This window comes from Haloarcula mannanilytica, assembly GCF_005406125.1.
Classification (GTDB): Archaea; Halobacteriota; Halobacteria; order Halobacteriales; family Haloarculaceae; genus Haloarcula; species Haloarcula mannanilytica.
Genome location: NZ_BIXZ01000001.1, coordinates 1,229,255 through 1,255,391, shown reverse-complemented (window position 1 = coordinate 1,255,391; position 26,137 = coordinate 1,229,255). Strand labels below are relative to the sequence as shown.

Genomic DNA, 26,137 nt, shown 5'->3' with positions numbered 1-26,137 from the left:
CTTTTCCAATAATGAGCCTTCAAACAGTCGTAGAGGACATCCGCGACGAGGCCCGCGCGCGTGCTCAGGAGATTAGCGACGAGGCCGACGAACGTGCAGAGGAGATTATCGCCGAGGCCGAGGCCGACGCCGAGCAGATCCGCGAGGAACGCGAGGCCGAGGTCGAGCGGACCATCGAGCAGGAGCGAGAGCAGCGACTCTCCTCCGCGAAGCTCGAGGCCAAGCAAGCTCGACTCAACGCCCGGCGTGACATCCTCGAAGACGTTCGTGGCGACGTTGAGGACGCGCTCGCGGCCCTCGAAGGGGACAGACGAGAGGAACTGACACGCGCACTGCTTGACGCCGCCGTCGAGGAGTTCGACGACAGCGCCGAGCTGTCGGTGTACGGCCGTGCGTCTGACCAGTCACTTCTTGAGGATGTACTCGATGACTACGACGGCGCGACCTACGCCGGCGAGCGGGACTGTCTCGGCGGTGTCGTCGTCGAGAGCAGCGAGTCACGGGTCCGTGTGAACAACACGTTCGACTCCATCCTGGAGGATGTCTGGGAGGACAACCTGAAAGCAATCAGCGAACGCCTGTTCGAAAACCAATGAGTTCGCGAACGGGAACGAGCGGCCAGGGAAGCAACTACGAGTACGTCATCGCCCGGGTTCGTGCCCGCAGCGCGTCGCTGTTCGACGATGACGACTACCGGAAGCTGGTCCGCATGGGGACGGGCGAGATCGCCCGCTTCATGGAGGAAACCGAGTACGAGACCGAGATGAACGCGCTCGGCTCCCGGTACGACGGCGTCGACCTCGTCGAGTACGCGCTGAACCGCAACCTCGCAAAACACTTCGACGACCTGCTTCGCTGGTCCGAGGGGGCGCTGTACGACTACATCGCCCGCTACCTGCGGAAGTTCGACGTGTGGAACGTCAAGACCGTTATCCGCGGGCTCTACTCCGACGCCGAGCGGACCGAGGTCGAAGACGACCTCATCCGGGCCGGCGAGTTCTCCGACCGGCGCATCGAGAATCTGCTGAACGCCGGCTCCATCGAGGAAGTCGTCGAGCAGCTCGACGACACGATTTTCGGTGAGATGATGGCCGAAGCCTTCGACGTGTACGAGGAAAGCGGCGTTCTCGTCCCGCTCGAGAACGCGCTCGACCGCGCCTTCTACGAAACGCTGCTGTCGGGGCTCCCGGACAACCCGGAAATCGACAGCCCGACCGGGCTGTACGTCGAGTTCCTGGAGACGGAAGTCGACTTCCGGAACCTCCGGAACGCGCTCCGGCTGGCCCGCAGTGGTGCTGACATCGATCCATCGGAGTACTTCATCGAGGGCGGCCAGCTGTTCGACGAACAGGAGGTCGCACAGCTGTCGACGAACCTCGATCAGCTGGTCAGCGCCGTCCGCGAGAGCAAGTACGGCGAGGACCTCGACCAGGCGCTGTCGGCGCTTGAGGAAGCGGACAATCTCATCGACTTCGAGCGGGCGCTGGACGCGGCGCTACTCGAATACGCCGACCGGCTCTCGAACCGCTATCCGCTGTCGGTCTGTCCGGTGTTGTCGTACATCCTCAAAAAGGAGCGCGAGGTCGACAACATCCGGGCCATCGCCCGCGGTCGCGAGGCCGGCCTCGGCCCCGACGAGATCGAACAGGAGCTGGTGATACTATGAGCCAGGAGATCGCTGTCATCGGAAGCCCGGAGTTCACGACGGGCTTTCGGCTGGCTGGCGTCCGCAAGTTCGCGGACGTGCCTGCCGATGAGAAAGACGAGCAGCTCGACGACGCCGTCGAGGAGATGCTGAACGACGACGATGTCGGCATCGTCGTGATGCACGACGACGACCTGTCGCATCTCTCACGCGGTGTCAGGCAGGACGCGGAGACGAGTGTCGAGCCGGTGATGGTCACGCTCGGCGGTGGCACAGGTAGCGGCGGACTGCGTGAACAGATCAAGCGAGCCATCGGTATCGACCTGATGGACGAGGACTAACCATGAGTCAAGCAACAGACACAGACGTCCGCGAGGACGGCATTATCGAAAGCGTCTCGGGACCGGTCGTAACGGCTCGGGACCTCGACGCCCGGATGAACGACGTGGTCTACGTCGGTTCGGAAGGGCTGATGGGCGAGGTCATCGAGATCGAAGGAAACATCACCACAATTCAGGTGTACGAGGAGACCTCCGGTGTCTCCCCCGGCGAACCCGTCGAAGGGACGGGCTCGCCCCTCTCCGTGGACCTCGGGCCGGGCATGCTCGACGCCATCTACGATGGTGTCCAGCGCCCGCTCGACGTGCTCGAAGAGAAGATGGGGTCGGCGTTCCTCGACCGCGGTGTCGACGCGCCGGGCATCGACCTGGAGAAGACCTGGGAGTTCACCCCTGAAGTCGAGGAAGGCGACGAGGTCGAGGCCGGCGACATCGTCGGCACCGTCCCCGAGACGCCGAGTATCGACCACAAGGTGATGGTCCCGCCCGACTCCGAGGGCGGCGAGGTCGTCGCCATCGAATCGGGCAACTTCAACGTCGAGGAGACGGTCGTCGAACTGGACAGCGGCGAGGAGATCCAGATGCACCAGGAGTGGCCGGTGCGCCAGCAGCGACCGACCGTCGAGAAGGAGACCCCGACGGAACCGCTCATCTCGGGCCAGCGCGTGCTTGATGGCCTGTTCCCGATTGCGAAAGGCGGAACAGCCGCGATTCCCGGTCCGTTCGGTTCAGGGAAGACGGTCACCCAGCACCAGCTCGCCAAGTGGGCCGACGCGGACATCGTCGTCTACGTCGGCTGTGGCGAGCGTGGCAACGAGATGACCGAGGTCATCGAGGACTTCCCGGAACTGGAGGACCCGACCACCGGCAACGCGCTGATGGACCGGACCTGCCTCATCGCCAACACGTCGAACATGCCGGTCGCGGCGCGCGAATCCTGCGTGTACACGGGGATCACCATCGCGGAGTACTTCCGCGACATGGGGTACGACGTGGCGCTGATGGCCGACTCCACCTCCCGGTGGGCCGAGGCCATGCGCGAAATCTCCTCCCGACTTGAGGAGATGCCCGGCGAGGAAGGGTACCCCGCGTACCTCTCCGCTCGCCTGAGCGAGTTCTACGAGCGCGCCGGGTACTTCGAGAACATCAACGGCACTGAGGGCTCTGTCTCAGTCATCGGGGCCGTCTCGCCGCCGGGCGGGGACTTCTCCGAGCCGGTTACCCAGAACACGCTGCGTATCGTCAAGACGTTCTGGGCGCTGGACGCGGACCTGGCCGAACGCCGGCACTTCCCGTCGATCAACTGGAACGAGTCGTACTCGCTGTACCGCGACCAGCTCGACCCGTGGTTCGAGGAGAACGTCCGGGCCGACTGGCCGGAGACACGCCAGTGGGCTATCGACACGCTGGACGAGGAAGCGGAACTGCAGGAGATTGTCCAGCTCGTCGGGAAGGACGCACTGCCGGAGGACCAGCAGCTGACGCTCGAGATCGCCCGCTACCTGCGCGAGGCGTGGCTCCAGCAGAACGCCTTCCACGACGTGGACACGTTCTGTGAGCCCGAGAAGACCTACCGCATCATGGACGCCGCGAAGACGTACAACGACGCGGCCTTCGAGGCGCTGGATGCAGGTGTCCCTGTCGAGGAGATCACCGACATCGATGCCGCCCCGCGGCTCAACCGTATCGGCGTGCAGGAAGACTGGGACGAGTACATCGACGAACTCGAAGACGACATCGAGTCTCAACTGCGGGAGCTGTACTAACAATGAAAGAGTACCAGACAATCACGGAAATCAGCGGACCGCTGGTGTTCGTCGAGACCGACGAACCGGTCGGCTACGACGACATCGTCGAAATCGAGCTCAGCGACGGCGAGACCCGCCGTGGCCAGGTGCTCGAATCCGCGAGCGACTACGTCGCCATCCAGGTGTTCGAGGGGACCGAGGGTATCGACCGCGATGCCTCGGTTCGCTTCCTCGGCGAGACGATGAAGATGCCCGTTACCGAGGACCTCCTCGGGCGGGTCATGGACGGAACCGGCCAGCCCATCGACGGCGGGCCTGAGATCGTCCCCGACGAGCGCCGCGACATCGTCGGCGAGGCGATCAACCCTTACTCCCGGGAGTACCCCGAGGAGTTCATCCAGACCGGCGTTTCGGCCATCGACGGCATGAACACGCTCGTCCGTGGCCAGAAGCTGCCGATCTTCTCCGCCTCCGGCCTGCCACACAACGACCTGGCGCTACAGATCGCGCGACAGGCGACCGTGCCGGAGGAAGAGGAAGGCGACGACGACGAAGGGTCCGAGTTCGCCGTCATCTTCGGCGCGATGGGTATCACGGCCGAAGAGGCAAACGAGTTCATGGACGACTTCGAGCGCACCGGCGCGCTGGAACGCTCCGTCGTCTTCATGAACCTCGCAGACGATCCGGCCGTCGAGCGGACGATTACGCCGCGGCTGGCGCTCACGACGGCGGAGTACCTCGCCTTCGAGAAGGACTACCACGTGCTGGTCATCCTGACGGACATGACCAACTACTGTGAGGCGCTGCGCGAGATCGGTGCCGCACGTGAGGAGGTTCCGGGTCGGCGTGGCTACCCCGGATACATGTACACTGACCTGGCACAGCTCTATGAGCGCGCCGGTCGGATCGAGGGCCGCGAGGGCTCCGTGACCCAGCTGCCGATCCTGACCATGCCGGGCGACGACGACACGCACCCGATTCCGGACCTGACCGGCTACATTACCGAGGGCCAGATCTACATTGATCGGGACCTCAACAGCCAGGGCATCCAGCCGCCGATCAACGTCCTGCCCAGCCTGTCGCGGCTGATGGACGACGGTATCGGCGAGGGACTGACCCGCGCCGACCACGCCGACGTGAAAGACCAGATCTTCGCCGCCTACGCGGAAGGTGAGGACCTGCGCGACCTCGTCAACATCGTCGGCCGCGAGGCACTGTCGGAACTGGACAACAAGTACCTGGACTTCGCTGACCGCTTCGAGGAGGAGTTCGTCGACCAGGGGACCGACACGGCCCGCAGCATCGACGAAACGCTCGAACTCGGCTGGGATCTGCTCTCGATGCTCCCGAAGGATGCGCTGAACCGCATCGACGAGGACCTCATCGAAGAGCACTACCGCGAAGACGAGACCGCCGAAACCGTCGAAGCCGAAGCCTAGGTCTGACAACGGCCCTACATTTCACAGCCGGTCGCAATTTTTACCTCATATTTTGGGTACGCGACTGTTTACCGTCGACTACGTATATTGATATGCACTATGCCAGAACCAGGGAGTGAAGCGATATGGCTGTGGTTAGGTACAGCGGGCATGTTCCTCGGCATGCTATACTTCATCGGTCGCGGTTGGGGTGAGACCGACAGCAGGCGCCAGAAGTTCTACATCGCGACAATACTGATCACGGCAATCGCGTTCGTGAATTACCTCGCGATGGCGCTCGGGTTTGGGTTGACGATAATCGAGTTCGGCGGGTCGGAACACCCCATCTACTGGGCGCGATACACCGACTGGCTGTTCACGACCCCGTTGCTGCTGTATGACCTCGGACTACTCGCAGGAGCAGACCGCAACACTATCGCCTCCCTCGTCAGCCTCGACGTGCTGATGATCGGGACTGGCGTGGTTGCGACGCTGAGCGCAGGGAGTGGCGTGCTGTCGGCCGGCGCGGAACGGCTGGTCTGGTGGGGTATCAGCACCGCCTTCCTGCTGGTCCTGCTGTACTTCCTGTTCAGTTCGCTGTCCGGTCGGGTCGCGGACCTGCCCAGTGACACGCGTAGCACGTTCAAGACGCTGCGGAACCTCGTGACCGTCGTGTGGCTGGTGTACCCGGTGTGGTGGCTCGTCGGCACTGAGGGGCTCGGTCTCGTCGGTATCGGCATCGAGACGGCCGGCTTCATGGTCATCGACCTGACCGCCAAGGTCGGCTTCGGTATCATCCTGCTCCGGAGCCACGGCGTGCTTGATGGCGCTGCGGAGACGACCAGTACCGGCGCAACGCCGGCGGACGACTAACCGCCGCCGTTCGCGATTCCGTTTTTTCCGTGGCAGTCCGGAAGCGAGCCGTAATAACTGGAAACCGTTAACTGCCTACGTCGAAAAGAAGCCCGTAATGGCTAAGGACGTTAAACCCACGCGCAAGAATCTGATGCAGATCGAGGACCGCATCGAGCTGTCCGAGCGTGGGCACGACACGCTGGAGAAGAAGCGTGACGGGCTCATCATGGAGTTCATGGACATTCTGGACCAGGCCCAGGATGTCCGTGAGGACCTCGATGATTCCTACGACCGCGCCCAGCGTGCGATCAATATGGCGCGGGCGATGGAGGGTGACGTGGCCGTCCGCGGGGCCGCCGCGGCATTGAAAGAACACCCCGAACTGACGACCCAGTCAAAGAACATCATGGGCGTCGTCGTCCCGCAGATCGAGTCCAGTAAGGTCCGGAAATCCCTGGACGAACGCGGCTACGGCGTCATGGGGACCTCGGCCCGAATCGACGAGGCCGCCGAGGCCTACGAGGAACTGCTCGAGAACATCATCCTCGCCGCCGAGGTCGAGACGGCGATGAAGAAGATGCTCGAAGAGATCGAGACGACGAAACGCCGCGTCAACGCCCTGGAGTTCAAGCTTCTGCCTGACCTCTATGACAACCAGGAGTACATCGAGCAGAAGCTCGAAGAGCAGGAGCGCGAGGAGATCTTCCGCATGAAGAAGATCAAAGCCAAGAAGGAAGAAGAGGAGGACGAACTCGCGGCCGCCGAAGAAGCGGAAGAAGAGGCCGAGCCGGTCACTGCTGACGACTGACCGGAGCGCCCGTCCTGATCGGTATCGTTTTTGCGCTTTCCCGTTCGTACTTGCGTATGGCCTGTCCCAACTGTGGCGGCGACCTCGTTTCGTTTCCCGTCCCGGAGGATCTCCAGCGGTTTCTCCCCGGTGACGAACCGGGTGCCGGTGTCTGCCGGTCCTGCCTGGCGCTTCACCCGGAGACGGAGCCGCCCGCCGAGGTTCCTGATTTCGTGGCGCTGGGCGATGCGATTCCGGAGGACGACGCGGCGGCGATCCCGCTACTGCTGCTGGTCGGGCTACTCGATTCGCTCGCGATGCACCGCGAGGAGATCACCGCGTTGCTGGAGCGAGTCGAGGGCGAGGGCGTCGACCCACTGTTGGCCTTGGACCGCCTCGATGCCAGCTACGGCGAGGCGGCCCACATTGATCTCGGCCGCCGTCGTCGGCAACTCGAACAGTTGCTGTGATCAGATGAGTTGCCAGCGGCCGAGAGAACGGCCCTACGGTGGGCTGGCGTCGGGGGCTTCGACTGCTCGCGCCCAGGCGGCGAGCCACTCCCGGAGGCCGCTGTCCGGGACATCGAGCGAATGCGTGTTTTCCGGAAGGTCCGGGTATCCCCCGACATCGGTCTCGTCCCCGACCCAGTAGTCGTAGGGGGAGTCGAGCTTGTCGTTGCCGGCCCGATCTCTGATTTCGTCGACGATCCGCTGGTCGTTCGCCGTCCGGTCGGCGGGTCGCGCGCCCGCGTTGGCGAGGTTGTGTGCTTCGACTTCGGAGGAGGGCATGGCGTTGAGTCCGTCCGGCCACAGGGGACGAGAGCTGAGTTCGTTGCCGTCGCCGTACTTCGGCGTGCCAGCATCGAGCGGGGGCTCCGCGACCGTGTTGTCCGCCATGTACGCGTTGCCGCCTTCGAACACTCTATCGCTCGTGTCGACTTGCCCGAGATACGTGTTCCCGACGAACGTCGCCTCCGTATCGGCGTCCATGTTGCTGCCGCCGTCGAAGAAATACGCGAGGTTGTTGGCGACGACGGTCCTGGAGCCGGTTTTCAGCCGTGGCATTCGTCGACGGCATTTGGCCCAGACATTCCCGGCGAGCGTGACGTTGTCCGCGTCGTCGCCGACCAGTGTCGCGTAGTGGTGTTCGCTCTGCTCACCGAAGGGGTCGTACAGCGCCTCGTAGATGAGGTTGTTCGTGAACGTCGTCTCGCTGGTCTTGTAGCCGACTGACATGCACTCGTCGGTACCCCAGGACGCGGTCACGTGGTCGATGACGTTGTTTTGCGTTCCGTAGGCCGTATTGACCGAGTCTTTGCCCTGAATGTCCTCACCCGTACCCGGACCGATTCGCGAGCGGATGTGCTGGAGGACGCAGTTGTCGGCGCTTATCTGGACCCGACCGTTGATGAAGGTAATCCCGGGGGAGGGAGCCGTCTGCCCGGCGACCCAGCAGTCATCAACGGTGATCTTCAGCGGCGTGCCGCCCAAGTCAATCGTTCCGCTGGTCTCGAAGACGACCACTCGTGGCCCACTGCCGCCGATAGCCGCCTCGACAGCGCTACGCGTCGGTTCGGTGACGGTCCTGACCGAAACGTCGTCGTGGAGCCACGGTGCGGGGTCGGCAAAGCCGGAATCGAGACCGAACTGTGATGTCCCGCCGGTAGCCGTCTCTGTTGGCTCCTCGGTTTCGGGCTCGCCCAGGTCGCCGTCGAAGCGCCATCGCTGGCTGGCGGTATCGTTCCACTCCATCTGGTGGACGTTCGCGCCGTCGGCTTCGGAGCCGTCCGTCACGGACATCACCTTGCCGGAATGTACCGACTGGATACGGTACGTGTCGTCGCCGACAGGCTCGATGGTCCAGCGCTGGTTCGCGCTCCCGTGCCAGTCCCACTGGACGATGTTGGCCCCGTTTCTCTGTCGCCCCTTGTTGAGGTCGGCGGCCTTGCCCGAGTGCTCCGGTGTCAGGCGATAGCTGCCGTCATCGAGTGATTCGACGGTCCAGTGCTGGGACGGCTTCCCCTGATACGGTTGCTGGATCAGCGACGCCCGGTTCTCTTCGGACCCGTTCTCGACGGTGAGAGCCTTGCCGGAGTTCGCGTTTCGGACGCTGTAGGTTCCCGGGTCAATGGGTGCACCGTCGGTTTCGGTCGGCTCCTCATCCTCATCCTGCGTTTCAGTTTCCGTTTCGGTCGGCTCCGTACCGCCGCTTTCGGTCGGTGTTGCAGTCGGCGTCTCAGTGCCGGTGCTCGTGGCGACGCTGCCTGCCGGATTCACGTTCCCGATATCCCGGTTCTCGTCCGGGGAGAGACCAGATAGCTCGTCGAACGTCGCTGAACACAGCGTCCCCCAGTCGAAACTCGTGACTGTGAGACCGACGTACGTCTCGTCGCTGAAATCGATCCGGTTGCTGGGTAGGCGGCAGGTACGAGTCCAGTTGTTCCCGTCGGTGGACCCATAGCCGACGATAGCGTTACCCTCCCGGACCAGCCGGACCCAGTCACCGTCTGTCGTTCCGTTGCCAATGTCGCTCTGGGTCGTACTGTCTGTCTCACTGCCGGTACTGGGTCGCCACTGGACGGAGCTTTCGTTCTCCGGCGTGTACCGAACGAGGACGTTTTTCGCGTCTGGGGATAGCTCCTCCCTGACCATTATACCAGCTTTCGCCCAGTCGCCGGTATCTTCGATATCGTCGATGTGGACGGTTACGTCAAACGTCCCAGTGACCTGTTCGTAGTAGAAGTGACACTGGTCCTCGGTACCCCAGACGTCCGAACCACCACCGTCTATCGAAATCGTCGCTGGAGCCGCTAGTGATTGTCCATTCAGTACTGCAGTCCCCACACTCCCCGCTGTGAGTAACTGCAGGAATCCCCGCCGCGTATTCATTTATATCTCCTGCCTGTCATGACAGCTAGGTATATCGGAATAATTACTTATGTGTTTCTATATTATAGGCGGAACTGAATTACCACAAATATTTAACATAAGACATACATTATGTATCAACGGGAAGTGGTGGTTGCTTGCATTCTCAAACAGCCCACATATTCCTGAAATGGCTCGTATCTCTGATACTGGAATATTGAGATAAAAACATGGTATGAATATTAAAGTAATTATGTCGAGTCAAATACCTATATCGAAGCCGATACTGCGGCTATTCAAGACATGACACAATCTCGGCACATGAGAAATCTATTGACGACATTCGAGTAGATAATCCAATAATTGACATACGTGCTGGTTGTACTGCGTGGCCTGTCACCAGAACGGATGCGGGGTCCCACCCCGATGGGTACTTACTTCGGTAACAGTCGATAGGCGTACAGCTATCTGGGCGGTGCTACCTCCGGAAAACAAGCGACATGCCTTAGACGCCAGTGGAGTACCGCAGCAGGCCAGCAACGCCGCCGAAGGCTGTCAGGAGCTGTTCGCCTTTCTCGAAGTCCGTCGAGATGAACACCGTCTCGGTGCCGCGCTGATCGGCCAGTTCCATCAGGTGGTCGATGGCATCCTCGCGCTCGCCCTCGTCAGCGTCGACGGTGGCTCCGCAGCGGGAGCATTCGTGATCGTCGGTTCCGGCGCTGCTGTTGATGAGTTCGTACTCGTCGTGGCCGTTCTCGCAGGTGTAGGCGACCACGTCTTTCCGGAGGTCCTCGGATATGAGCAGCTGTTCGACCGCGCCCATGTTGAGGTTCTGGCGGGTCTGGTCGAACCCGTAGGTGGCCTTGTCACCGTTGTGCAGTTGCTTGAAGAAGTCCTCCATGAGCTCCTTGTCCCGGAGCATCTCGTGCTCAGCCAGCACCTCATCGGCCGCGTCCACGAGGTCGTACAGCCCCGACTCGTCGGTGTAGGCGACGTCGAACTTCCCCAGCACCATGTCTTGCAGTTCGTGGTGGAGGTAGTCGCCGTCGAGGAACTCGTCTTTCGTCGGTGAGGGACCGCCGACGAGGATGCCGTCCAGTTCGTGTCTGTCGGCGACGAACAAGTCGTTTGCCATGCCGGCGACCTCCTGATAGAAGTTGTCGATAGCTTCTAGCCGAAGGCGGGCGAATCGCTGGGCGGACTGGCCACCTTTCCGCTGCTTGCCCGGCACCAGCGAGGAGGCTGACTTGACGGGTTCGACCCGTTTGCCCTTCAGCCAGCCGACGTTGGCCTCGCGCCGGTCGAGCACGATGAGGCCGAACAGCCCCTTGTCGGCGAGCATGTGCTCTAGGGGCTCGGTCAGGAACTCCGAGTCACAGTGGTAGCGGAACGACTCGATGGGGTCCGGCGGGGATTCGAGGACTTTGGTCACCATGTCGGTCCGACCGCCGCCGGTGTCGAACGCCCCCGAGAACAGCACGAGACCGTTCTCCGGTGGCGTGTTGTCGTAGTACCGGAGCCGGTCCTTGAGGGAGGTGAGTGCGTCCTGCACCGCCGTCCGGGTGTCCTTCGATTTGATGTTCGAGGCTTCGGAGTGCTCCTGGGTGACGTGGGCGACGACATCGCTGATCTGCTTGTCCTCGGGCACGTAGATAGAGACGAGTTGGGTCCCCGAGCCTTGGTACCCTTTGAGTTCCTCGATTACCTTCCGGAACTCGTATTTCTGCTTGTCAGATTGGTCCTGTTCCTGCTGCTCGCTCATTACTCTCTGTTGGCCGAGGTGGCGTAAGAACCTGTTGACAGGGAGCGAAGGGCGCGCGAAGCGCGGCCTTCGGGCAAGCGAACAGCGAAGCCGAGTGACGATATATTCGCCAACAGAACAGGAGATTGAATTGTATGTGGTCTCGTCGACTACCTTAGCCGGAGACCGGCCCTCGGTAGTCTAACAAATGACAGTCGGGTTTATATGACTGCCTGCATTGTACCCAAGCAATCAGACTATGGCGGGGTATGTGTGTACGATTGCGGGCGGGAAAGGCGGCGTCGGAAAGACGACGACCGCGGTAAACGTCGGGGCCGTCCTCCAAGAGATGGGTTACGATGTCGCCGTCGTCGACGCGGATTTGGGGATGGCGAATCTCGGTTCGATGCTCTCGGTGGAGCCCGAAAAGAGCCTCCACGAGATTCTGGCCGGGGAAGCCGCCGTCAGCGAGGCATTAACCGATGCCCCGGGTGGCCTCACTGTGATTCCGGGCGAGCAGTCACTGGAGGCGTTCGCCGATGCCGACCCCGCGAAGCTCAGGAAAGTCATCAAGACGTTGCGAAACGCCTACGACGTAGTGTTGATAGACACCGGAGCCGGACTGAGCCACGAAGTCGCCGTGCCGCTCGGACTGGCCGACGGCATCGTCCTCGTCACGACCCCCGACGACGTTGCGGTGGGCGATACGGTCAAAACGGCACAGCTAGCGAACCGAATTGACGGACCCGTCCTCGGTGCGATCATCAACCGTGCGACCCGCCACACGGATGTCGCCGCCATCGCCGAGCAGATGGAGTTCCCGCTGCTTGCGGTCATCCCGGACGACCCGCAGGCGACGACTGAGGAACCGCTCGTGCTCAACGCTCCCGATAGCACGGCCGCAGACGCCTATCGGCGGCTAACCGAGGCGCTGGAGGGCGTGTTCTTCCAGGGCGAAAGCGTTGAGTCGGATATCGAGACGATACTGGACGACGAGTGGTTCCTCGACGACGCCGAGGACCACTCGGATGTCGACGACGACGACGATTCCGGCGGCGTCTTCGGGCTGTTTAACTGATTTTCGCACCTTGTCGGACTAATATCACTCCGCCGTTTCGGTCTAGCGCCGCCGGTTCAGTCCGGAAGCGGCGGCCACAGCGTTGCCACCGTTTCCTGAATAAGCTGGGTCTGTGCCCGGCGCAATCGCTCGGAGAGCGACGACGCTGAGATACCCAGTTCCGCTGCCACGTCATCCAGCGATGCTCGGCGTGGGATCTCGAAATGGCCCATCTCGTATGCTGTCCGCAGCGCCTCCTGTTGTCGGTCGGTGAGCCCGTTCCCGGGCGATTTGGGTTCCGCATCGCGGGTCAACCGCTCCAGTCCGAAATCCGCGTTTTGCTGCCAGAAGGTGGAGAACTCGGTGAACGCCGCTCGGTCGGCGAACCAGCCGATCTGCGTCCAACCGTCCGGGGTCACTGCTATCCGTTCGATGATGGCGTCAGCCGTGGCGAGCGCTTCGAGCCCATCGAGGTCGTCTATCGCTCCGCCGAGTTGCTCTTCGAAGCTCAGCGCCGGGACCGCCTGATACCGTCTGGTATCGCCTGCCGTGCCGATAAGCGTCCACGTCTGTACGTCAGCAGCCTCGGTGAGCGCTCGCTCGATAGCCTCTCTGGAACCGCCCGTCACGGTGGCGAGAAACAGCGGGTGGCGACCGTGGTTGTACTGCAAGGAGAGGGTAATTGCCGCCTCGGGGACCGCATCCGCGACCGACACGAGCGGCAGCGCGTCACAGTCGATCTGAAACTCGGCGATGAGCCCCATACGCTTTCGATACTCGGCGATGTTGAAGCGCCTGTCGAAGCAATCGTCACTCCGGAAATAGATACCCCGTTTTAAAGGGTCCAATCACTGAGAGAACGGCTTAGCCAGATTGGCCTCCACCGACTGTTGTATGCAGTCGACACAGTCTACAGCCGCGATGGATGTCGAGTTCGAACGCCACGGCGACGGCCAACCCCTGTTGCTCCTCCACGGCGGAATGGCCCCCGTGGAATACTGGGGACCGGTCCTTTCGGCGTTCGATGGATACGGTGCTGTCGTTCCCCAGCGCCCTGGTTTCGGGACCTGTCTCGATTCTCCGGCGGAAACGAGCGCCGACAAGGTGTTGGCCCGCGAGGTCAGCTATGTAGCGGCGCTCGCTGATGCCGTCGACGGCGATCCGATCTTATTCGGCCACTCGTATGGCGCACTTACCGCTATCGAGGCCGCGACGGAGACGCCGGTCGAGGCAGTGATCGCGTACGAACCGGCCGTACTTCCTGAGGGATACCGGACGGAGGCCGACCTCGCCGACCGGATGGCATCGCTCATACAGGACGGGGAGCGCAAGGAAGCGGTGAAACGCTACATCGAACAGGTGCTCCATCCCGATGGTATCGACGACCTCGACACCTGGCTGGCGGAGTGGCCTGTCTGGCCCGACTGCGTCGACCTCGCTGAGGAGGTCGTCCGGATGAACCGGTCCGTCGAGCAGTACCGACTCCCGGACCGTCTCGACGTGGACGCGCCCGCGCTCGTTCTATCCGGTACCGACGGCCCGGACTTCCTCCGGCGGAGTGCCCGAAACGTCCACGATGCACTCCCACACAGTCGATTCGTCGAGTTCGATGGCGTCAGCCACAGTGGCCCTGCGGAAGCATCCGACCTGATCGCAGCGGAAGTCGACGCGTTCCTGCAGAAATAGGCTGGTCTGCCGACGGCATTTTCTTCGCTTGTCGCGCCTGTCACACTGGAGTCCCGACGCGGACCGCCCCTACATCGAGGTCGGCGCTTCGACACCCAGCGCGTCTAAGGCGTTCGAAATCGTCGTTCGGGTCCCATCAACGAGTGCCAGCCGCGCGGCGCGGGTCTCGGGGTCGGCGTCGAGCACAGGACACTCCCGGTAGAAGGCGTTGAACGTCTCTGCGAGGTCGCGGGTGTAGGTGGCGACGGTGTGTGGCGTCAGGTCGTCCGCGGCCGCCTCGATGACGGCGGGGAACCGGGCCAGTTCGCGGAGCAGCTCGCGCTCTTCCGGTTCCGAAAGCGGGTCGAGCTCGGGCTCTTCGGGGATATCGGCCTCCACGTCGCTCAGGATGCCACAGCAGCGCGCGTGGACGTACTGGACGTACGGGGCCGATTGGGCCTCGAAGTCCAGCGCGCGGTCCCACTCGAAGGTGATGCCCTTCGTCGGCTGCTTCGAGACGATGTCGTAGCGCACCGCGCCGATACCGACCTGGCGGGCGATGCGGTCGATGTCGTCCGCGTCGAGGTCGCCGCGGGTCCGGTCATCCAGCCGGGACTCGACCTCCTCGCGCGCGCGGTCGATAGCCTCATCGAGCAGGTCGTCGAGGTCGATGCCGGTCCCTTCGCGGGTGCTCATTCCTCCTTCGGGGAGGTTCACCCAGGAGTAAAACACCTGCTGGAGCTGGTCGGTGTCGTTGCCGAGCAGGCCCAGTGCGGCGTCGAGCTGGTCGGCCTGGAGCTTGTGGTCCTCGCCAAGCACCGTGACGGCGCGGTCGTAGGTGTCGAACTTCCACTCGTGGTGGGCCAGGTCCCGGGTGGTGTACAGCGACGTGCCGTCCGAACGCAGGAACACGAGGTTCTTCTCGAAGCCGGGCAGGTCCAACTGCCAGGCATCTTCCTCGTAGACGGCGCAGTCGAGTTCCTTCAGGCGGTCGACCAGGTCGTCCGTATCGCCGTTGCGCATGAACCGCGTCTCCTTGACGAACTCGTCGAACTCGGCTGGGAGGCGGCCGAGCGTGGTCTGCATCCCGCCCAGCACGGTGTCGACGACCTCGGAAACCCGCTCGTAGGTCTCCTCGTCGCCGTCTTCGAGGCCCTGCAGAATCGACTGGATTTCGGCTTCGGCTTCCTCGACCTCGTCGGGGTCGCCGTCTTCGAGGACGGTGTTGCCCTTGCGGTAGTACCGGACCATCTCGTACTCGGGGGACTCGCGCTCTGGTTCGGGCAGGTCGGCCTCGTTGAAGGTCTCGTAGGCCCAGGTGAACACGGCGATCTGGCGGCCCGCGTCGTTGACGTAGTAGTGGCGGTCGACCTCGTAGCCGGCGTAATCGAGCACGCGGGCGACGGCGTCCCCGATAATTGGGTTGCGCGCTCGTCCGACGTGGACCGGCCCGGTCGGGTTCGCGGAGGTGTGTTCGACGACGACGCTGGTGTCGCGGTCGGGAAGCCGGCCGAACCCGCTCTCTGTGACCGACTGCAGGGTCTCGGCGAAGTACGCCTCGCTCGGGAGGAAATTGACGTACGGCCCCTGGGTCGTCACGGCGCTGACGTAGGTGAGGTCGTCGGTGTCAATCGCGGCGGCGATATCAGCGGCGACGTTCGGCGGCGCGGTACCGACCTCGCCGGCCAGCCGGAAGGCGACGCTCGATGCGAGCACGGCGTCGACATCCTCCGGAGGCTCCTCGATACCGAGGTCCTCGGACGGCAGGTCGAGGGTTGTGAGTGCGTCGGCGAGGGCGTCCTCGACCTCCGCACGGAGCTGCAGGAACATACGCCCGGCTTTCGCGGCGGGGAGTAAATGGGTAACGAAACCCCGGCCTCACGTCAGTAGCCGCGGCCCAAACACCATCAACAGGAGGCCGCTGATCATCGACACGGTGATAGCAATGGAGACGGCCGTCGTCACCCGCCGCCCGTCCGAGACGGGTAAGCGTGAGACGAACGACTCGGTCGCGGCCCGGAGAATGTGGCCGCCGTCCAGCGGGAACGTCGGGATGAGGTTGAACTGGCCGATGACGAGGTTGATCCAGCCGGTCCAGAACAGGACGTTCGCTAGCAGGAACACCGGCGTCGCTCCGAGCGCGCCGAGCGGGCCCTGGACGGTGTAGAAGTTCGTCGCGATGCCGGTGAAGCCGGCGAAGTTGTAGCCGAAGCCGCCGGCGACGCCGATGAAGGGGAGCAAAAGCGTGCTGAAAATCCGCTGAGCGAACGAGAACTCGGTGACTGACGTGGGTGTGTCAGGTGAGCCGCCGATGAATTCGAGGAACGCGGCGGCGGGGTAAGCGTCGATGCCGAAGTCACTGACCTGGATACCGCTGATACCCTGCTGGATGCTGACGCCGACGATACCGTTGTCCACCTGCTCGCTTTCGGCCATGGTCACCTCGTAGGTCTCGCGCTCGCCGTCGACGTAGCCGGTGATTGTCACCCGGTCTCCGGGTTCGCCGCCATCAAGGGCCGCCATTAGCGCCGTCCCGCTGTGCGTTCGCTCGCCGTTGACCTCGGTGATTATCATGCCCTCGCCGCTCGGTGCCCCTTCACCGGCGAGCGGGCCGTCCGAGGCGACCAGTACGTACGCGCCGAGGGGGGTCGTCACCGTTTCCCCGGATTCGGTTTCGAGCGTCCCAATGGGGTGGTTCCGGGCCGCCTGTTCGAACTCACTGCCGGTCGACACTGCGGTCCCGTTGACCGAAACTATCGTCTCACCGGTCCCCAGCGGCGCGCTCTGGAGGGCCGCCGAGACGACGACTGACCGCTCGACAGTGACGGTCTCAGCGTCTTTGCGCGCCACCTCGACGGTCTGGGCGTCGCTTTCGGCCAGTACCGCTTCGAGTTCCTGCTGGTTCTCGACTGACTGCCCGTCGACGGCTGTGATGACATCGCCCGACTGGATACCCGCCTCGGCGGCAGGGGTTCCGTTGATCGGGCTCCCGACCGGAACGCCGTCGACCACGGCGACAGCGCCAGCGACCGGCCCGAACAGCAACAGGAGCGTGATGATCGCCAGCGCGAAGTTGTTGGTCACGCCGGCCGTATACATCCGGGCCTGCGCGCCGCGGTCGGAGCGCAGCAGTTCGTCCTCGTCGGGTTCGACGAACGCGCCGATGGGAATGATCGCCAGCAGGGCAAGCCCCATCGACTCGATGTCGATATCCTCGACGCGACAGAACAGCCCGTGACCGCCCTCGTGGACGACGAGGCCGAGCAACAATCCGAGCACGATCTCGGGCGCGACCGACAGCGGGAGGAAGTCGTTGACACCGGGGATCGCCAGCGCGTTCCGGGGTTCGTTCAGCGCGGAGGGCTGCGGATTGACGAGCGCCTGGTAGGCCCCGAGGGCAACGAGGAGGAAGGAGCCGACCATCACCACGAGTCCGAACCCGACGCCGAGGTTCCCCCAGGCCCGCCAGAATCGCTTTGGCCGCGCGAGCCAGTCGAGCACGGCCTTGCCCTTCTGGGTGTGAATCGTCGTAATCGGGCCGCTAAAACGGATATACTCGGGGACAACGCCGCGAGTCCGGAGCGCCATCGCGAGGAGGGTGTAGGCGACAAGACCCGCAAGAACCCACGTCAGCGTACTCACCATTTGCTCGGAACTAGGCTTAGCCAAGCAAGAGGGTTTGGTTTGGGACACACCGCCGCCGTCACCGGGCGGGTACCGGCGACCGGCCCGGCCAACGGTGAAGTGAATGGGTGTCAAACAAACACACAATGTACGACCACATCTTGCTTCCCGTTGACGGGAGCGACGAGTCCACGGCGGCCGCGCGTCGTACCCTCGATCTGGCCCGGGACTTCGATGCGACCGTCGAGGCTGTCTACGTCGTCAAACAGAGCACACTCTCGCTCACGCGAACCGACGACGAGACCGAACAACTCCGGGACCACGGCGAGTCAGTCCTCGATGAGATCGAGTCGCTCGCCGCCGATATCGGCCAGCCCGTCACGACGGCACTGCTTGAGGGAAAACCGAGCGTACAGATTGACGAGTACGCACGGGAGACCGACGCATCCCTCATCGCCCTCGGTCGGCAGGGGATGTCCGGCCTCGGGAAGCGACTTCTGGGCGGTGTCACCGAACAGGTGTTGCACCGAACTGCGGTCCCCGTACTCGTTGTCTCGGGCGAGAGGCAGTCGGAAGCAGACGGATTTGACTACTCGCGGATACTCGTCCCGACTGACGGCAGTGCGAACGCCGAAACGGCGACGCGACACGGCGCAGCCGTCGCGAAGCGATACAACGCGGCGGTCCACGTCCTCAATGTCGTCAACATCCAGGCCGCCGGCGGAGCGTTCAACGCCGGTGGATTGAACGAGACGTTCATCGAACGGTTGGAGGAAAGCGGGCGGGAATCCGTTGATTCGGTCGCCAACGACCTCAAAGAGACAGCGCCCGATGTGTCGGTCGAAACCGCCGTAGCACGGACTGACTCGTTTGACGGCGTCGCTGCCGGTATCCGCGAGTACGTCTCCCACCGAAATATCGACCTCGTCGTCATGGGGTCACACGGCCGTTCGAACCTGAAACGCCAGTTACTGGGCAGTGTCACTTCACAACTGCTCCGAACAGTCGATGTACCCGTGCTCGTGGTCCCGCGCGCTCCCTGAGACGAACTGGTGTCGCTGCACGAACCGCCCATTCTATGTACTGTGAGAACGTATCACAAGCTAGTGTCCGGCGATGCCAGAAACCTGTGGTATCTGTGGCGAGACGGTCCCGTTTGACGCGACAGTCCATACCGTGATTCACACGCATAGCGAGGCCGGCGTACTCGATGCGTACGTCTGCCGACAATGCTACGACGAGCGACTCGGACCGATGTTCGAGCGGATCGACACGCAGGAACAGTCCCACTGATACGGATTATTGTAGCAATTTACCGGTGTCCGCCGACCCGGGTCGGCGTAATCCGAAAATAACCTACAATAACCCGTATAACAGCGTTCGTTTAAAGCCGTTTCACGGCCGAGTAAGGCCACCTTACTCCGGCGTTACTCGTTCCGGCGGAAGCGCTCGACGACGAACTCCCGGTCGAGCTTTGCGATGAATGTCCCGAGTTGCGGACCCTCGGTGTCGTCAAAGAGGAGCTGATAGCCGGCCGAGAAGAACTCGCCGATGTCGATGTCGTTTCGTTTGGCCGTTTCGTAGATTTCGGCCTGAATCGCCTCGCCGTCGTGGCCTTCAGCAATGAAATCAGCTAGTTCGTCCAGCGCGGCCGCCGTCGCGTCGTCGAAGGACACGTCGGGTATCTCGCTTCGCTTGAGTTCGTAGTTGAACTCGTTGTCCGTCAGACTGGCCCACTCCTGGGCGCGCTCGACGCGGGCAAGCGCCTGCTCGACGGCCCATTCCGGCGCGTCATCGGGGATGTGTCCTTCCCTGCGGGCGATTTCCTCCCGGAGTTCCGGGTCGTCGGCCATTCCGAGAACGGCCGCGAACGTGTAGGGAATCCGAACGCGCTCCGGGCGGGGCTCGTCGACGACCATCGGATAGGCCCGCTCGGCGAGTTCCATCTCGTCTTCGCTCCCGTCTGCCTCACCGAAGTACCGCCGCTCGAACCGGTCGAACTCGTCGACGAGCTGGTCGACGTTCTCGACGGAGAAGTCCCGCTGTTTCCGCGGGTCCTTCACGAAGAAGTACGTGAACACCTCCGGTTCGAGGATGTCGAGCACCTCGTCGACGGTGATGACGTTGCCCGATGACGAGGAGAGCGGTTCGCCGTCGAGCGTGAACCACTCGTACACCATCGGCACAGGCGGCTGGATATCCAGCACGTTCTCGGCCACGTCCTCGCCGGAGGGCCAGGAGCCTTCGGCGTGGTCCTTCCCGAACGGCTCGAAGTCGACGCCGAGAATCTCCCACTGGGCGGGCCACTCGAAGCGCCACGGGAGCTTCCCGTCCCGGAGCGTCGCCGTGCCCTCGTGGCCACAGCCCTCGATGGTCTGGTCGCCGGCCTCGACATCTGCACAGACGTAGTCGACTTCGCCGGCGTTGAGGTCGACGGCCGTGACGCCCTCGGTGATCTTCCCGCAGTTGGCACACTGGGGTAGGAACGGGACGTAGTCGTCGTCGACCTTGTTCTGGTACTCGGCGAGCACGTCGCGGGCCCGGTCGGCGCGTTCGAGCACGCGCCGCGTTACGGGTTCGAACTCGCCGTCGGCGTACAGTTCGGTGTTGGAGACGAACTCCACGTCGACGCCGACCAGGTCGGCGCTTTTCCGCAGGAGCGTCGTGAAGTGCGCGCCGTAGGAGTCACAGCAGCCGAAGGGGTCCGGAATGTCCGTGTACGGCTTCCCGAGGTTCCGCCCGAGTGCGCCGGCGTCGACCTCGCCGAGCCCGACGACGTTCCAGTCGAGGTCTGCGAGCTGGCGGGGGACCGCCCGGAGGCGATCCTTGTCGTCGGCGGTAAACACCTGCCGGACCTCGTGGCCGCGGTCCCGCAGCGCCTCGGCGACGTAGTAGCCCCGCATTATCTCGTTGAAGTGGCCGATGTGGGGGACGCCCGAGGGGGAGACGCCGCCCTTGATGACGACTGGCTCGTCCGGGTCCCGCGCCTCGATCGTGTCGGCGACGGAATCGGCCCAGAACGCTCGGCTGCCGCCGCGGCCAACCTCGTAGGGATCTTCCGCCATCTACGCCTCCGGGATGATCTCGGACCCGTCGAACTCGCCGTCTTCGACTGCGCGCACGACGCGCTCGGGGTCAGACCCGTCAAGCACTACCGTCCGAATACCGGATCGCTGGATGATTTTCGCGGCCAACAGGTCGACGGGCGCGCTGCTGCCGGCGTCCATCTCGATGTCGGCGATAACGTCGACGAGTTCGCTCGCACTGATTTCGTCGAACCGCGTCGCGTCGTCGTCCTCGTTCGGGTCGGCGTCGTAGACCCCCGGAACCGATGTCGCGTACACGAGTAGGTCCGCGCCCACGTACTCCGCGAAGGCGGCCGCCACGGCATCGGTGGTCTGTGCGGCCACGATGCCGCCGAGGACGGGGATGTCCCCACGTCGGATGGCTTCCCGGCCCTCGTCGTAGCTCTCGGCGGGCGTCGGAGCCGCGCGGTCGTCCAGGGCGGCGATGAGCAGCCGACCGTTCAGCCGCGTGACAGCGATACCGAGCTGATCGAGTTCGATCTCGTTCGCGCCGAGGTCGCGGGCGCTGCCGATGTACTCACGTGCGGTCGGGCCGCCGCCGACGACGGTCCCGAGCGTGTGCCCTTGTGAATCGAGTGACTGGATGGCGTCGGCGTAGTCGGCGACCCGGTCCGCGTCGAGGTCCGGGGCCAATACGCTTCCACCAATGGAGACGACGACTTTCATTAGCCCGCCGTAACCGCGATGCACTCTTAAGGGTTGTCAAGGCCACTGGTCGTCGCCTCTCCGGTCGGCCGCTGTTGTGACTTATTGTGACTGGTGCCGGCCAGATACCAACTGAACTGGCTGTCTGACGCGTGCCGGACGCGCTGACGCGCGTCTGACACATCCACGAAATACCGGCAATAATATCCGTTTATTGTCGCCACAGAAGGTGATATTCCTCTTTCACAGACTGTTCAAAACACATCAAGACTGGCTCCAATCTACTGGCTGAGAAAGGCTTGTAAAACGTCTAAAAGAATCTCAAACGGTCGTGAAAATTGCGTTTTAGCTCGATTTGTCCTGAAAGTGACCGAAGTGACCTGAAGGTTCCTTTCTTTATATACTCCCGGCGAGGTTACGGAGGAGTGAGGTGACAAAGATGAGCGCTACTGCAACGCCCTCCGGCGAGGAAGAGCCCTCCAAAGAAGAGCGACTGAAGTCGTTCCTCGCAGAGAAGGCAAGTGACGGCGAGATGTATTTCAAGAGCAAGTTCATCGCTGATGAAGTCGGTCTCTCCCCGAAGGAGATCGGTGCCCTGATGGTCAAACTCAAAGACAGCGCGTCCGAGATCAACGTCGAGAAGTGGTCGTACACGAGCGCGACCACCTGGCGCATCGAGCCGGCGTAGTGGTTTGGTCCCCGCGATCCGTTTTCCGCTATTCCATTCCATAGCGGCGGGTCTGTTCGCGGAGTATTTGTGCCCGCATCGTGTACGGGAAACCGAATGAGTGGCCCTGCCGGTGACCCTCCGTCCCCGGATCAACTGGCCGGCGTGTTCGCCGTATCGTCAGTCCAGCAAACCGACAGGACTGTCCGGTACGTCGGAGACCCGCTTGTGCCGCCCGACGCGGTCGTTGAGCAACTCCGGCCGGTGTTTCGACAGCGGGGGTACGACGTTCGGCTCGAAGGACTCGGCTCGGAGTCGCCCGCTGCGAGCAACGGCGGTACTGCTGTGGGCGGGACGACCGTCGACGGCTCGATTACCGTCTCGGGCAGGCCGGCGAACGCGCGACCGAACCAGTACGAACTGATCGCGGAGCCCGTCGACACCGACACCGGCGGCGTCCCGTGGCTCAACATCGGGCTCCTGCTTGCGACCATCGCCTCGACGCTGTACGTCGGGGCGAGCGCCTGGTACTACATCCCGGTCGCCGAGGACCCGCTTCGGATCTTCGAGGCGTGGCCGTTCGTCGTCGCAATGCTCGGTGTACTGGGCATTCATGAACTGGGTCACTACGCGGCGGCCCGCTATCACGGCGTCGACGTGACGCTGCCCTATTTCATTCCGTTTCCCTCGTACTTGGGAACGATGGGGGCGGTCATCAACATCCGCGGGCGCATCCCCGACCGGACGGCGCTGTTCGACATCGGTGTCGCCGGCCCGCTTGCCGGCCTTGTCGCGACGACAGTCGTCACGGTCATCGGCCTCTCGATAGACCCGATTACGGTCCCGGAGCGGGTGGCAAACAGCGACACCGGCGTCATCATCACGTTCAACTATCCGCTGTTGTTTCAGGCCTTAGAGGGGCTGGTGAACGCACTGGGGCTCGGAACCGAGGTCGGTCCCGGCGAGTCGGTCCACCCGATAGTGTTCGCCGGCTGGGCCGGGATGTTCTTCACATTCTTGAATCTGCTCCCGGTCGGCCAACTCGACGGCGGCCACATCGTTCGGGCCATCGTCGGTCAGCGCCAGGAAACCGTCGCCGCCGCCGTTCCCGGTGCCCTGTTCGCACTCGCTGGCTACCTGTATTTCACCCGTGACCCGCCGCCCGTCGGGTTCGGCGTCTGGGGACTGTGGGTGTTCTGGGGCCTGTTCGCTACCGGGCTCGCGTATGCGGGTCCCGCGAGGCCGACCGTAGATACGGCGCTGGACCGGCAGCGACGGCTCCTCGGGTTGTTCACGCTCCTGCTGGGACTGGCCTGTTTCACGCCGGTTCCGTTCGAAATCAGTGCGATCTGACCGTCCGCCCGCACCGCTGTCGGACCGCTCTCAGTGTGAGTAGCCTCGGTCTGGGAGCACCTCGCCGTCGAGTGTCACGCCGCGCTCGGTGACCGTTCCGATCTGGTGAAACTGGCACGGTACACCCTGTCTGGCTTCGGGAACATCCGATTCGGGCAGCGTACAGACCAGTTCGAAGTCCTCGCCGAAAAACACGCCCAGTTCGCTGCGCTCTTGGTCGGTCTCCGTGATCGCGTCGACCTGTTTGTCGATTGGGAGCGGTTCTTCGATAGCGAACCCGCAGCCGCTAGCCTCGGCCAACTGGTGCAGCGAGCGGGCCAGGCCGTCGCTTGAATCCATCATCGCCGTCGCGTACGGCCGGAGCGCGACGCCCGCATGCACACGCGGTTCAAACCGGAATAGCTCGTTCGCTCGGTCGATGTCGCCGCTATCGAACAGTTCCAGAGCGGCCCCCGTCCGCCCGAGCGTTCCGGTGACACAGACCGCCTCGCCGGGGGACGCTCCGGAGCGTAACACCGGGTCCGCGGCCGTGCCGATGGCCGTCGTCGCCACGGTGAACTCATCGTGGTTGTCCAGGTCGCCGCCGACGTACTCCGCGCCGACCGCGTGACAGACTTCCTGTGCGCCGTCGACGAAGGCCCCGAGCTCGTCCGGCTCGAACGACGGCGCGCCGTAGGCGGCCACCGCGGCAGTCGCGTCGGCCCCCATCGCGGCCACGTCCGACAGCGAGGCTCCGACAGCCCGCCAGCCGGCCGTGTAGCGGGTCGTCCCTGACGGGAAGTCCGTCCGCTCGTGGAGCATGTCGGTCGTGATGACCTGCTGGTCCACGACGGCGCAGTCGTCGCCTGCGTCGGGAAGCCGGTCGGCGAGGTCGGCGAGTGCAGCCCGCTCGTCCATACCCGGTCGTCGGTGCCCCGGGCCAAAACCCTCGGGGGTATCGGCCGACGGGTCAGGGTCGGTGGCTTGAAACCGGAGACTACCAATGCCATCCACATGGATGGGAACCGGGTGGCGACGGTCGTCGGGTTCGCGGCGACGCTCGCCGTCCTCGCGGGGCTAGTGTGGCTTGTCGGCATCGACGAGACGCTGGACGCCCTGATGACGGCGGACCCGGTGGCGCTTCTGGCCGTCGCGGGCATCGCCATGCTGTGGCTCGTCTCCTGGGGGCTGGCGCTGTGGACGGTGCTGCAAGCTCTCGGCGCGCCGATAGCGCCACACACTGCCGTTCTCGTGTTCGTCGCCGCCGTGTTCTCGAACAACGTCACGCCCTTTGGCCAGGCCGGCGGGGAGCCACTGAGCGCCCTGCTCATCTCGGCGGCCGCCGACACCGAGTACGAGACCGGGCTGGCGGCCATCGCCACCGTCGACACAGTCCACTTCCTGCCGTCGCTCGGCTACGCTATCGTCGGGTTCACGTTCGTCGCCGCCGGCGCGGTCCAACTGACCCGGAACCTGGCTTTTGCCGCCGGTGCCGTGGCGGTGCTCGCGGTCGGCATCCCGATTGCCGCTGTCCTTGGCTGGCACCACCGGTACCAGGTTCAGGCGGCAGTCATCAGGACCGTCGCACCGACCCTCGCCGCGGTGTCGAAAGTCGTACCCCGGTGGTCGCCGCCGTCCGCAGCCAGCATCGAGGCGCGCATCGAGGGGTTTTTTTCGGCTATCGAACGCATCGCAACCGACCGGCGGACGGTGCTCCAGACGTTTGGACTCTCGGCATTCGGCTGGGCCTGCCTGTCGGCGTCGCTGTGGACCTCGCTGTACGCCGTCGGGTCGCCGGTGTCTCCCGAGATCGTCCTGCTAGTCGTCCCCGTTGCGAGTATCGCCAGCGTTGTACCGCTCCCCGGCGGGTCCGGGGCTATCGAGACGGTGCTCGTGACGCTGCTGGTCTCAACGGCACCGATTTCGGCCGCCGTCGCCACGTCGGGCGTGCTGATTCACCGCGTCGGAAGCTACCTGTTGCCGACGGTTATCGGCGGCGGCGTCGCTGCAGCCCTCGGCGTGGACCGGGCCGCTTCGCCCGAGGAGTGACGCCCGGTCACCTCTGGCAGCGGATGGCAGCATCGCTGCCCTGCGGGCGAGTGAACGGTTCACGCCCGCCGACCGCGAACGACGCGTTTAAATGACGGCGACGGAAAGAAATCTGCAATGGCTACACTCTACGACGTTCCCCCCGAGGAACTCATCGAGGCACTCACGGAGACGCTCGCAGACGAAGACGACATCGAAGCCCCGGACTGGGCCGAGTACACCAAGACCGGTGTCGACCGCGAACTCCCACCCGAGCAGGAGGACTTCTGGGCGCGCCGCGCCGCCAGCCTCCTCCGGAAGGTCGCTGTCGACGGTCCGGTCGGCGTCAACGCCCTCCGCTCGGAGTACGGCACCTCGAAGCAGGGGACGACCCGCTACCGCGTCCGCCCACACCACAAGACCAAGGGCTCGGGCAACATCATCCGGACCGCGCTCCAGCAGCTCGAAGACGCCGGCTACGTCGAGACCAGCGAGAACGACGGCCGCCGCGTCACCGGCGAAGGTCGCAGCCTTCTCGATGACACCGCGGGCGACCTCCTGACGGAACTGGACCGTCCGGAACTCGAACGCTACGCGTAATTGGCGGTTTTCTCGCTGTTTATAGCTGACTCAC

Annotated in this window: 24 protein-coding genes; 16 read left to right on the top strand and 8 right to left on the bottom strand. The window is 63.7% G+C overall.

Going from position 1 to position 26,137, the window contains the following annotated elements; genetic code table 11:
• Positions 1 to 11 precede the first annotated feature (11 nt).
• From Harman_RS06400 to Harman_RS06365, 8 genes are all read left to right on the top strand, one after another.
• Positions 12 to 596: a V-type ATP synthase subunit E gene (locus tag Harman_RS06400; protein ID WP_137682960.1), complete on the top strand. Its 585-nt coding sequence runs from the start codon at positions 12 to 14 to the stop codon at positions 594 to 596.
• Positions 593 to 1,666, top strand: a complete 1,074-nt coding sequence (locus Harman_RS06395) for a V-type ATP synthase subunit C (RefSeq protein ID WP_137682959.1) — start codon at positions 593 to 595, stop codon at positions 1,664 to 1,666. The genes Harman_RS06400 and Harman_RS06395 overlap by 4 nt, the downstream gene beginning before the upstream one ends.
• Complete coding sequence (locus tag Harman_RS06390) at positions 1,663 to 1,986, top strand: V-type ATP synthase subunit F (protein ID WP_008311106.1); 324 nt, start codon at positions 1,663 to 1,665, stop codon at positions 1,984 to 1,986. Before Harman_RS06395 ends, Harman_RS06390 begins: the two co-directional genes overlap by 4 nt.
• Before the next feature lie 2 nt (positions 1,987 to 1,988).
• Positions 1,989 to 3,749 carry an ATP synthase subunit A gene (locus Harman_RS06385; RefSeq protein WP_137682958.1) on the top strand — a complete coding sequence of 587 codons (1,761 nt, stop codon included), beginning with the start codon at positions 1,989 to 1,991 and terminating at the stop codon, positions 3,747 to 3,749.
• A 2-nt stretch (positions 3,750 to 3,751) separates the two neighbouring features.
• The gene (locus Harman_RS06380; protein ID WP_137682957.1) at positions 3,752 to 5,170 is read left to right on the top strand and encodes an ATP synthase subunit B; all 1,419 of its coding nucleotides are present in this window, start codon (positions 3,752 to 3,754) and stop codon (positions 5,168 to 5,170) included.
• Positions 5,171 to 5,269: 99 nt separating this feature from the next.
• Entirely contained in the window at positions 5,270 to 6,022 is a 753-nt protein-coding gene (locus Harman_RS06375) for a bacteriorhodopsin (protein WP_137682956.1), read from the top strand.
• 97 nt (positions 6,023 to 6,119) lie between these two features.
• Entirely contained in the window at positions 6,120 to 6,812 is a 693-nt protein-coding gene (locus Harman_RS06370; protein WP_137682955.1) for a V-type ATP synthase subunit D, read from the top strand.
• Between the two features lie 56 nt (positions 6,813 to 6,868).
• Positions 6,869 to 7,261 carry a DUF6276 family protein gene (locus Harman_RS06365; protein WP_137682954.1) on the top strand — a complete coding sequence of 131 codons (393 nt, stop codon included), beginning with the start codon at positions 6,869 to 6,871 and terminating at the stop codon, positions 7,259 to 7,261.
• 33 nt (positions 7,262 to 7,294) lie between these two features.
• Here the strand turns inward: Harman_RS06365 and Harman_RS06360 are convergent, their stop codons facing one another.
• Positions 7,295 to 9,679 carry an RICIN domain-containing protein gene (locus tag Harman_RS06360; RefSeq protein WP_137682953.1) on the bottom strand — a complete coding sequence of 795 codons (2,385 nt, stop codon included), beginning with the start codon at positions 9,677 to 9,679 and terminating at the stop codon, positions 7,295 to 7,297.
• Between the two features lie 484 nt (positions 9,680 to 10,163).
• Positions 10,164 to 11,420 (bottom strand): peptide chain release factor aRF-1, encoded by a 1,257-nt coding sequence (gene prf1, locus Harman_RS06355; protein ID WP_137682952.1) that lies wholly within the window; start codon positions 11,418 to 11,420, stop codon positions 10,164 to 10,166.
• A gap of 238 nt (positions 11,421 to 11,658) precedes the next feature.
• Between prf1 and Harman_RS06350 the strand changes: the two genes are divergently transcribed.
• Entirely contained in the window at positions 11,659 to 12,477 is an 819-nt protein-coding gene (locus Harman_RS06350; RefSeq protein ID WP_137682951.1) for a MinD/ParA family ATP-binding protein, read from the top strand.
• A gap of 56 nt (positions 12,478 to 12,533) precedes the next feature.
• Here Harman_RS06350 and Harman_RS06345 read toward each other — a convergent pair whose 3' ends face one another.
• On the bottom strand, positions 12,534 to 13,220 hold the full coding sequence (locus Harman_RS06345) for a helix-turn-helix domain-containing protein (RefSeq protein WP_137682950.1): 687 nt from the start codon (positions 13,218 to 13,220) through the stop codon (positions 12,534 to 12,536).
• Between the two features lie 130 nt (positions 13,221 to 13,350).
• Between Harman_RS06345 and Harman_RS06340 the strand changes: the two genes are divergently transcribed.
• Positions 13,351 to 14,142 carry an alpha/beta fold hydrolase gene (locus Harman_RS06340; RefSeq protein ID WP_137682949.1) on the top strand — a complete coding sequence of 264 codons (792 nt, stop codon included), beginning with the start codon at positions 13,351 to 13,353 and terminating at the stop codon, positions 14,140 to 14,142.
• A 69-nt stretch (positions 14,143 to 14,211) separates the two neighbouring features.
• Here Harman_RS06340 and argS read toward each other — a convergent pair whose 3' ends face one another.
• Complete coding sequence (gene argS / locus Harman_RS06335; RefSeq protein ID WP_137682948.1) at positions 14,212 to 15,951, bottom strand: arginine--tRNA ligase; 1,740 nt, start codon at positions 15,949 to 15,951, stop codon at positions 14,212 to 14,214.
• Positions 15,952 to 15,999: 48 nt separating this feature from the next.
• The gene (locus tag Harman_RS06330; protein ID WP_137682947.1) at positions 16,000 to 17,766 is read right to left on the bottom strand and encodes a site-2 protease family protein; all 1,767 of its coding nucleotides are present in this window, start codon (positions 17,764 to 17,766) and stop codon (positions 16,000 to 16,002) included.
• A gap of 125 nt (positions 17,767 to 17,891) precedes the next feature.
• Here Harman_RS06330 and Harman_RS06325 point away from each other — a divergent pair, with 125 nt between their 5' ends.
• Positions 17,892 to 18,788, top strand: a complete 897-nt coding sequence (locus Harman_RS06325; protein ID WP_137682946.1) for a universal stress protein — start codon at positions 17,892 to 17,894, stop codon at positions 18,786 to 18,788.
• 73 nt (positions 18,789 to 18,861) lie between these two features.
• Positions 18,862 to 19,038: a hypothetical protein gene (locus Harman_RS21430; RefSeq protein WP_200830832.1), complete on the top strand. Its 177-nt coding sequence runs from the start codon at positions 18,862 to 18,864 to the stop codon at positions 19,036 to 19,038.
• Positions 19,039 to 19,172: 134 nt separating this feature from the next.
• Here the strand turns inward: Harman_RS21430 and lysS are convergent, their stop codons facing one another.
• The gene (gene lysS / locus Harman_RS06320) at positions 19,173 to 20,810 is read right to left on the bottom strand and encodes a lysine--tRNA ligase (RefSeq protein ID WP_137682945.1); all 1,638 of its coding nucleotides are present in this window, start codon (positions 20,808 to 20,810) and stop codon (positions 19,173 to 19,175) included.
• On the bottom strand, positions 20,811 to 21,497 hold the full coding sequence (gene pyrH / locus Harman_RS06315) for a UMP kinase (protein WP_137682944.1): 687 nt from the start codon (positions 21,495 to 21,497) through the stop codon (positions 20,811 to 20,813).
• Positions 21,498 to 21,915: 418 nt separating this feature from the next.
• On the opposite strand from pyrH, the gene Harman_RS06310 reads away from it, so the two are divergent.
• Entirely contained in the window at positions 21,916 to 22,164 is a 249-nt protein-coding gene (locus Harman_RS06310) for a DUF7123 family protein (protein WP_004518404.1), read from the top strand.
• A 96-nt stretch (positions 22,165 to 22,260) separates the two neighbouring features.
• Positions 22,261 to 23,496: a site-2 protease family protein gene (locus Harman_RS06305; protein ID WP_137682943.1), complete on the top strand. Its 1,236-nt coding sequence runs from the start codon at positions 22,261 to 22,263 to the stop codon at positions 23,494 to 23,496.
• 30 nt (positions 23,497 to 23,526) lie between these two features.
• Here Harman_RS06305 and thiL read toward each other — a convergent pair whose 3' ends face one another.
• Positions 23,527 to 24,393 carry a thiamine-phosphate kinase gene (thiL, locus tag Harman_RS06300; RefSeq protein ID WP_137682942.1) on the bottom strand — a complete coding sequence of 289 codons (867 nt, stop codon included), beginning with the start codon at positions 24,391 to 24,393 and terminating at the stop codon, positions 23,527 to 23,529.
• A gap of 96 nt (positions 24,394 to 24,489) precedes the next feature.
• Between thiL and Harman_RS06295 the strand changes: the two genes are divergently transcribed.
• Positions 24,490 to 25,524 carry a lysylphosphatidylglycerol synthase transmembrane domain-containing protein gene (locus tag Harman_RS06295; protein ID WP_137682941.1) on the top strand — a complete coding sequence of 345 codons (1,035 nt, stop codon included), beginning with the start codon at positions 24,490 to 24,492 and terminating at the stop codon, positions 25,522 to 25,524.
• 117 nt (positions 25,525 to 25,641) lie between these two features.
• Positions 25,642 to 26,103, top strand: coding sequence for a 30S ribosomal protein S19e (locus Harman_RS06290; RefSeq protein WP_064287375.1), 462 nt, complete (start codon positions 25,642 to 25,644; stop codon positions 26,101 to 26,103).
• Positions 26,104 to 26,137 lie beyond the last annotated feature (34 nt).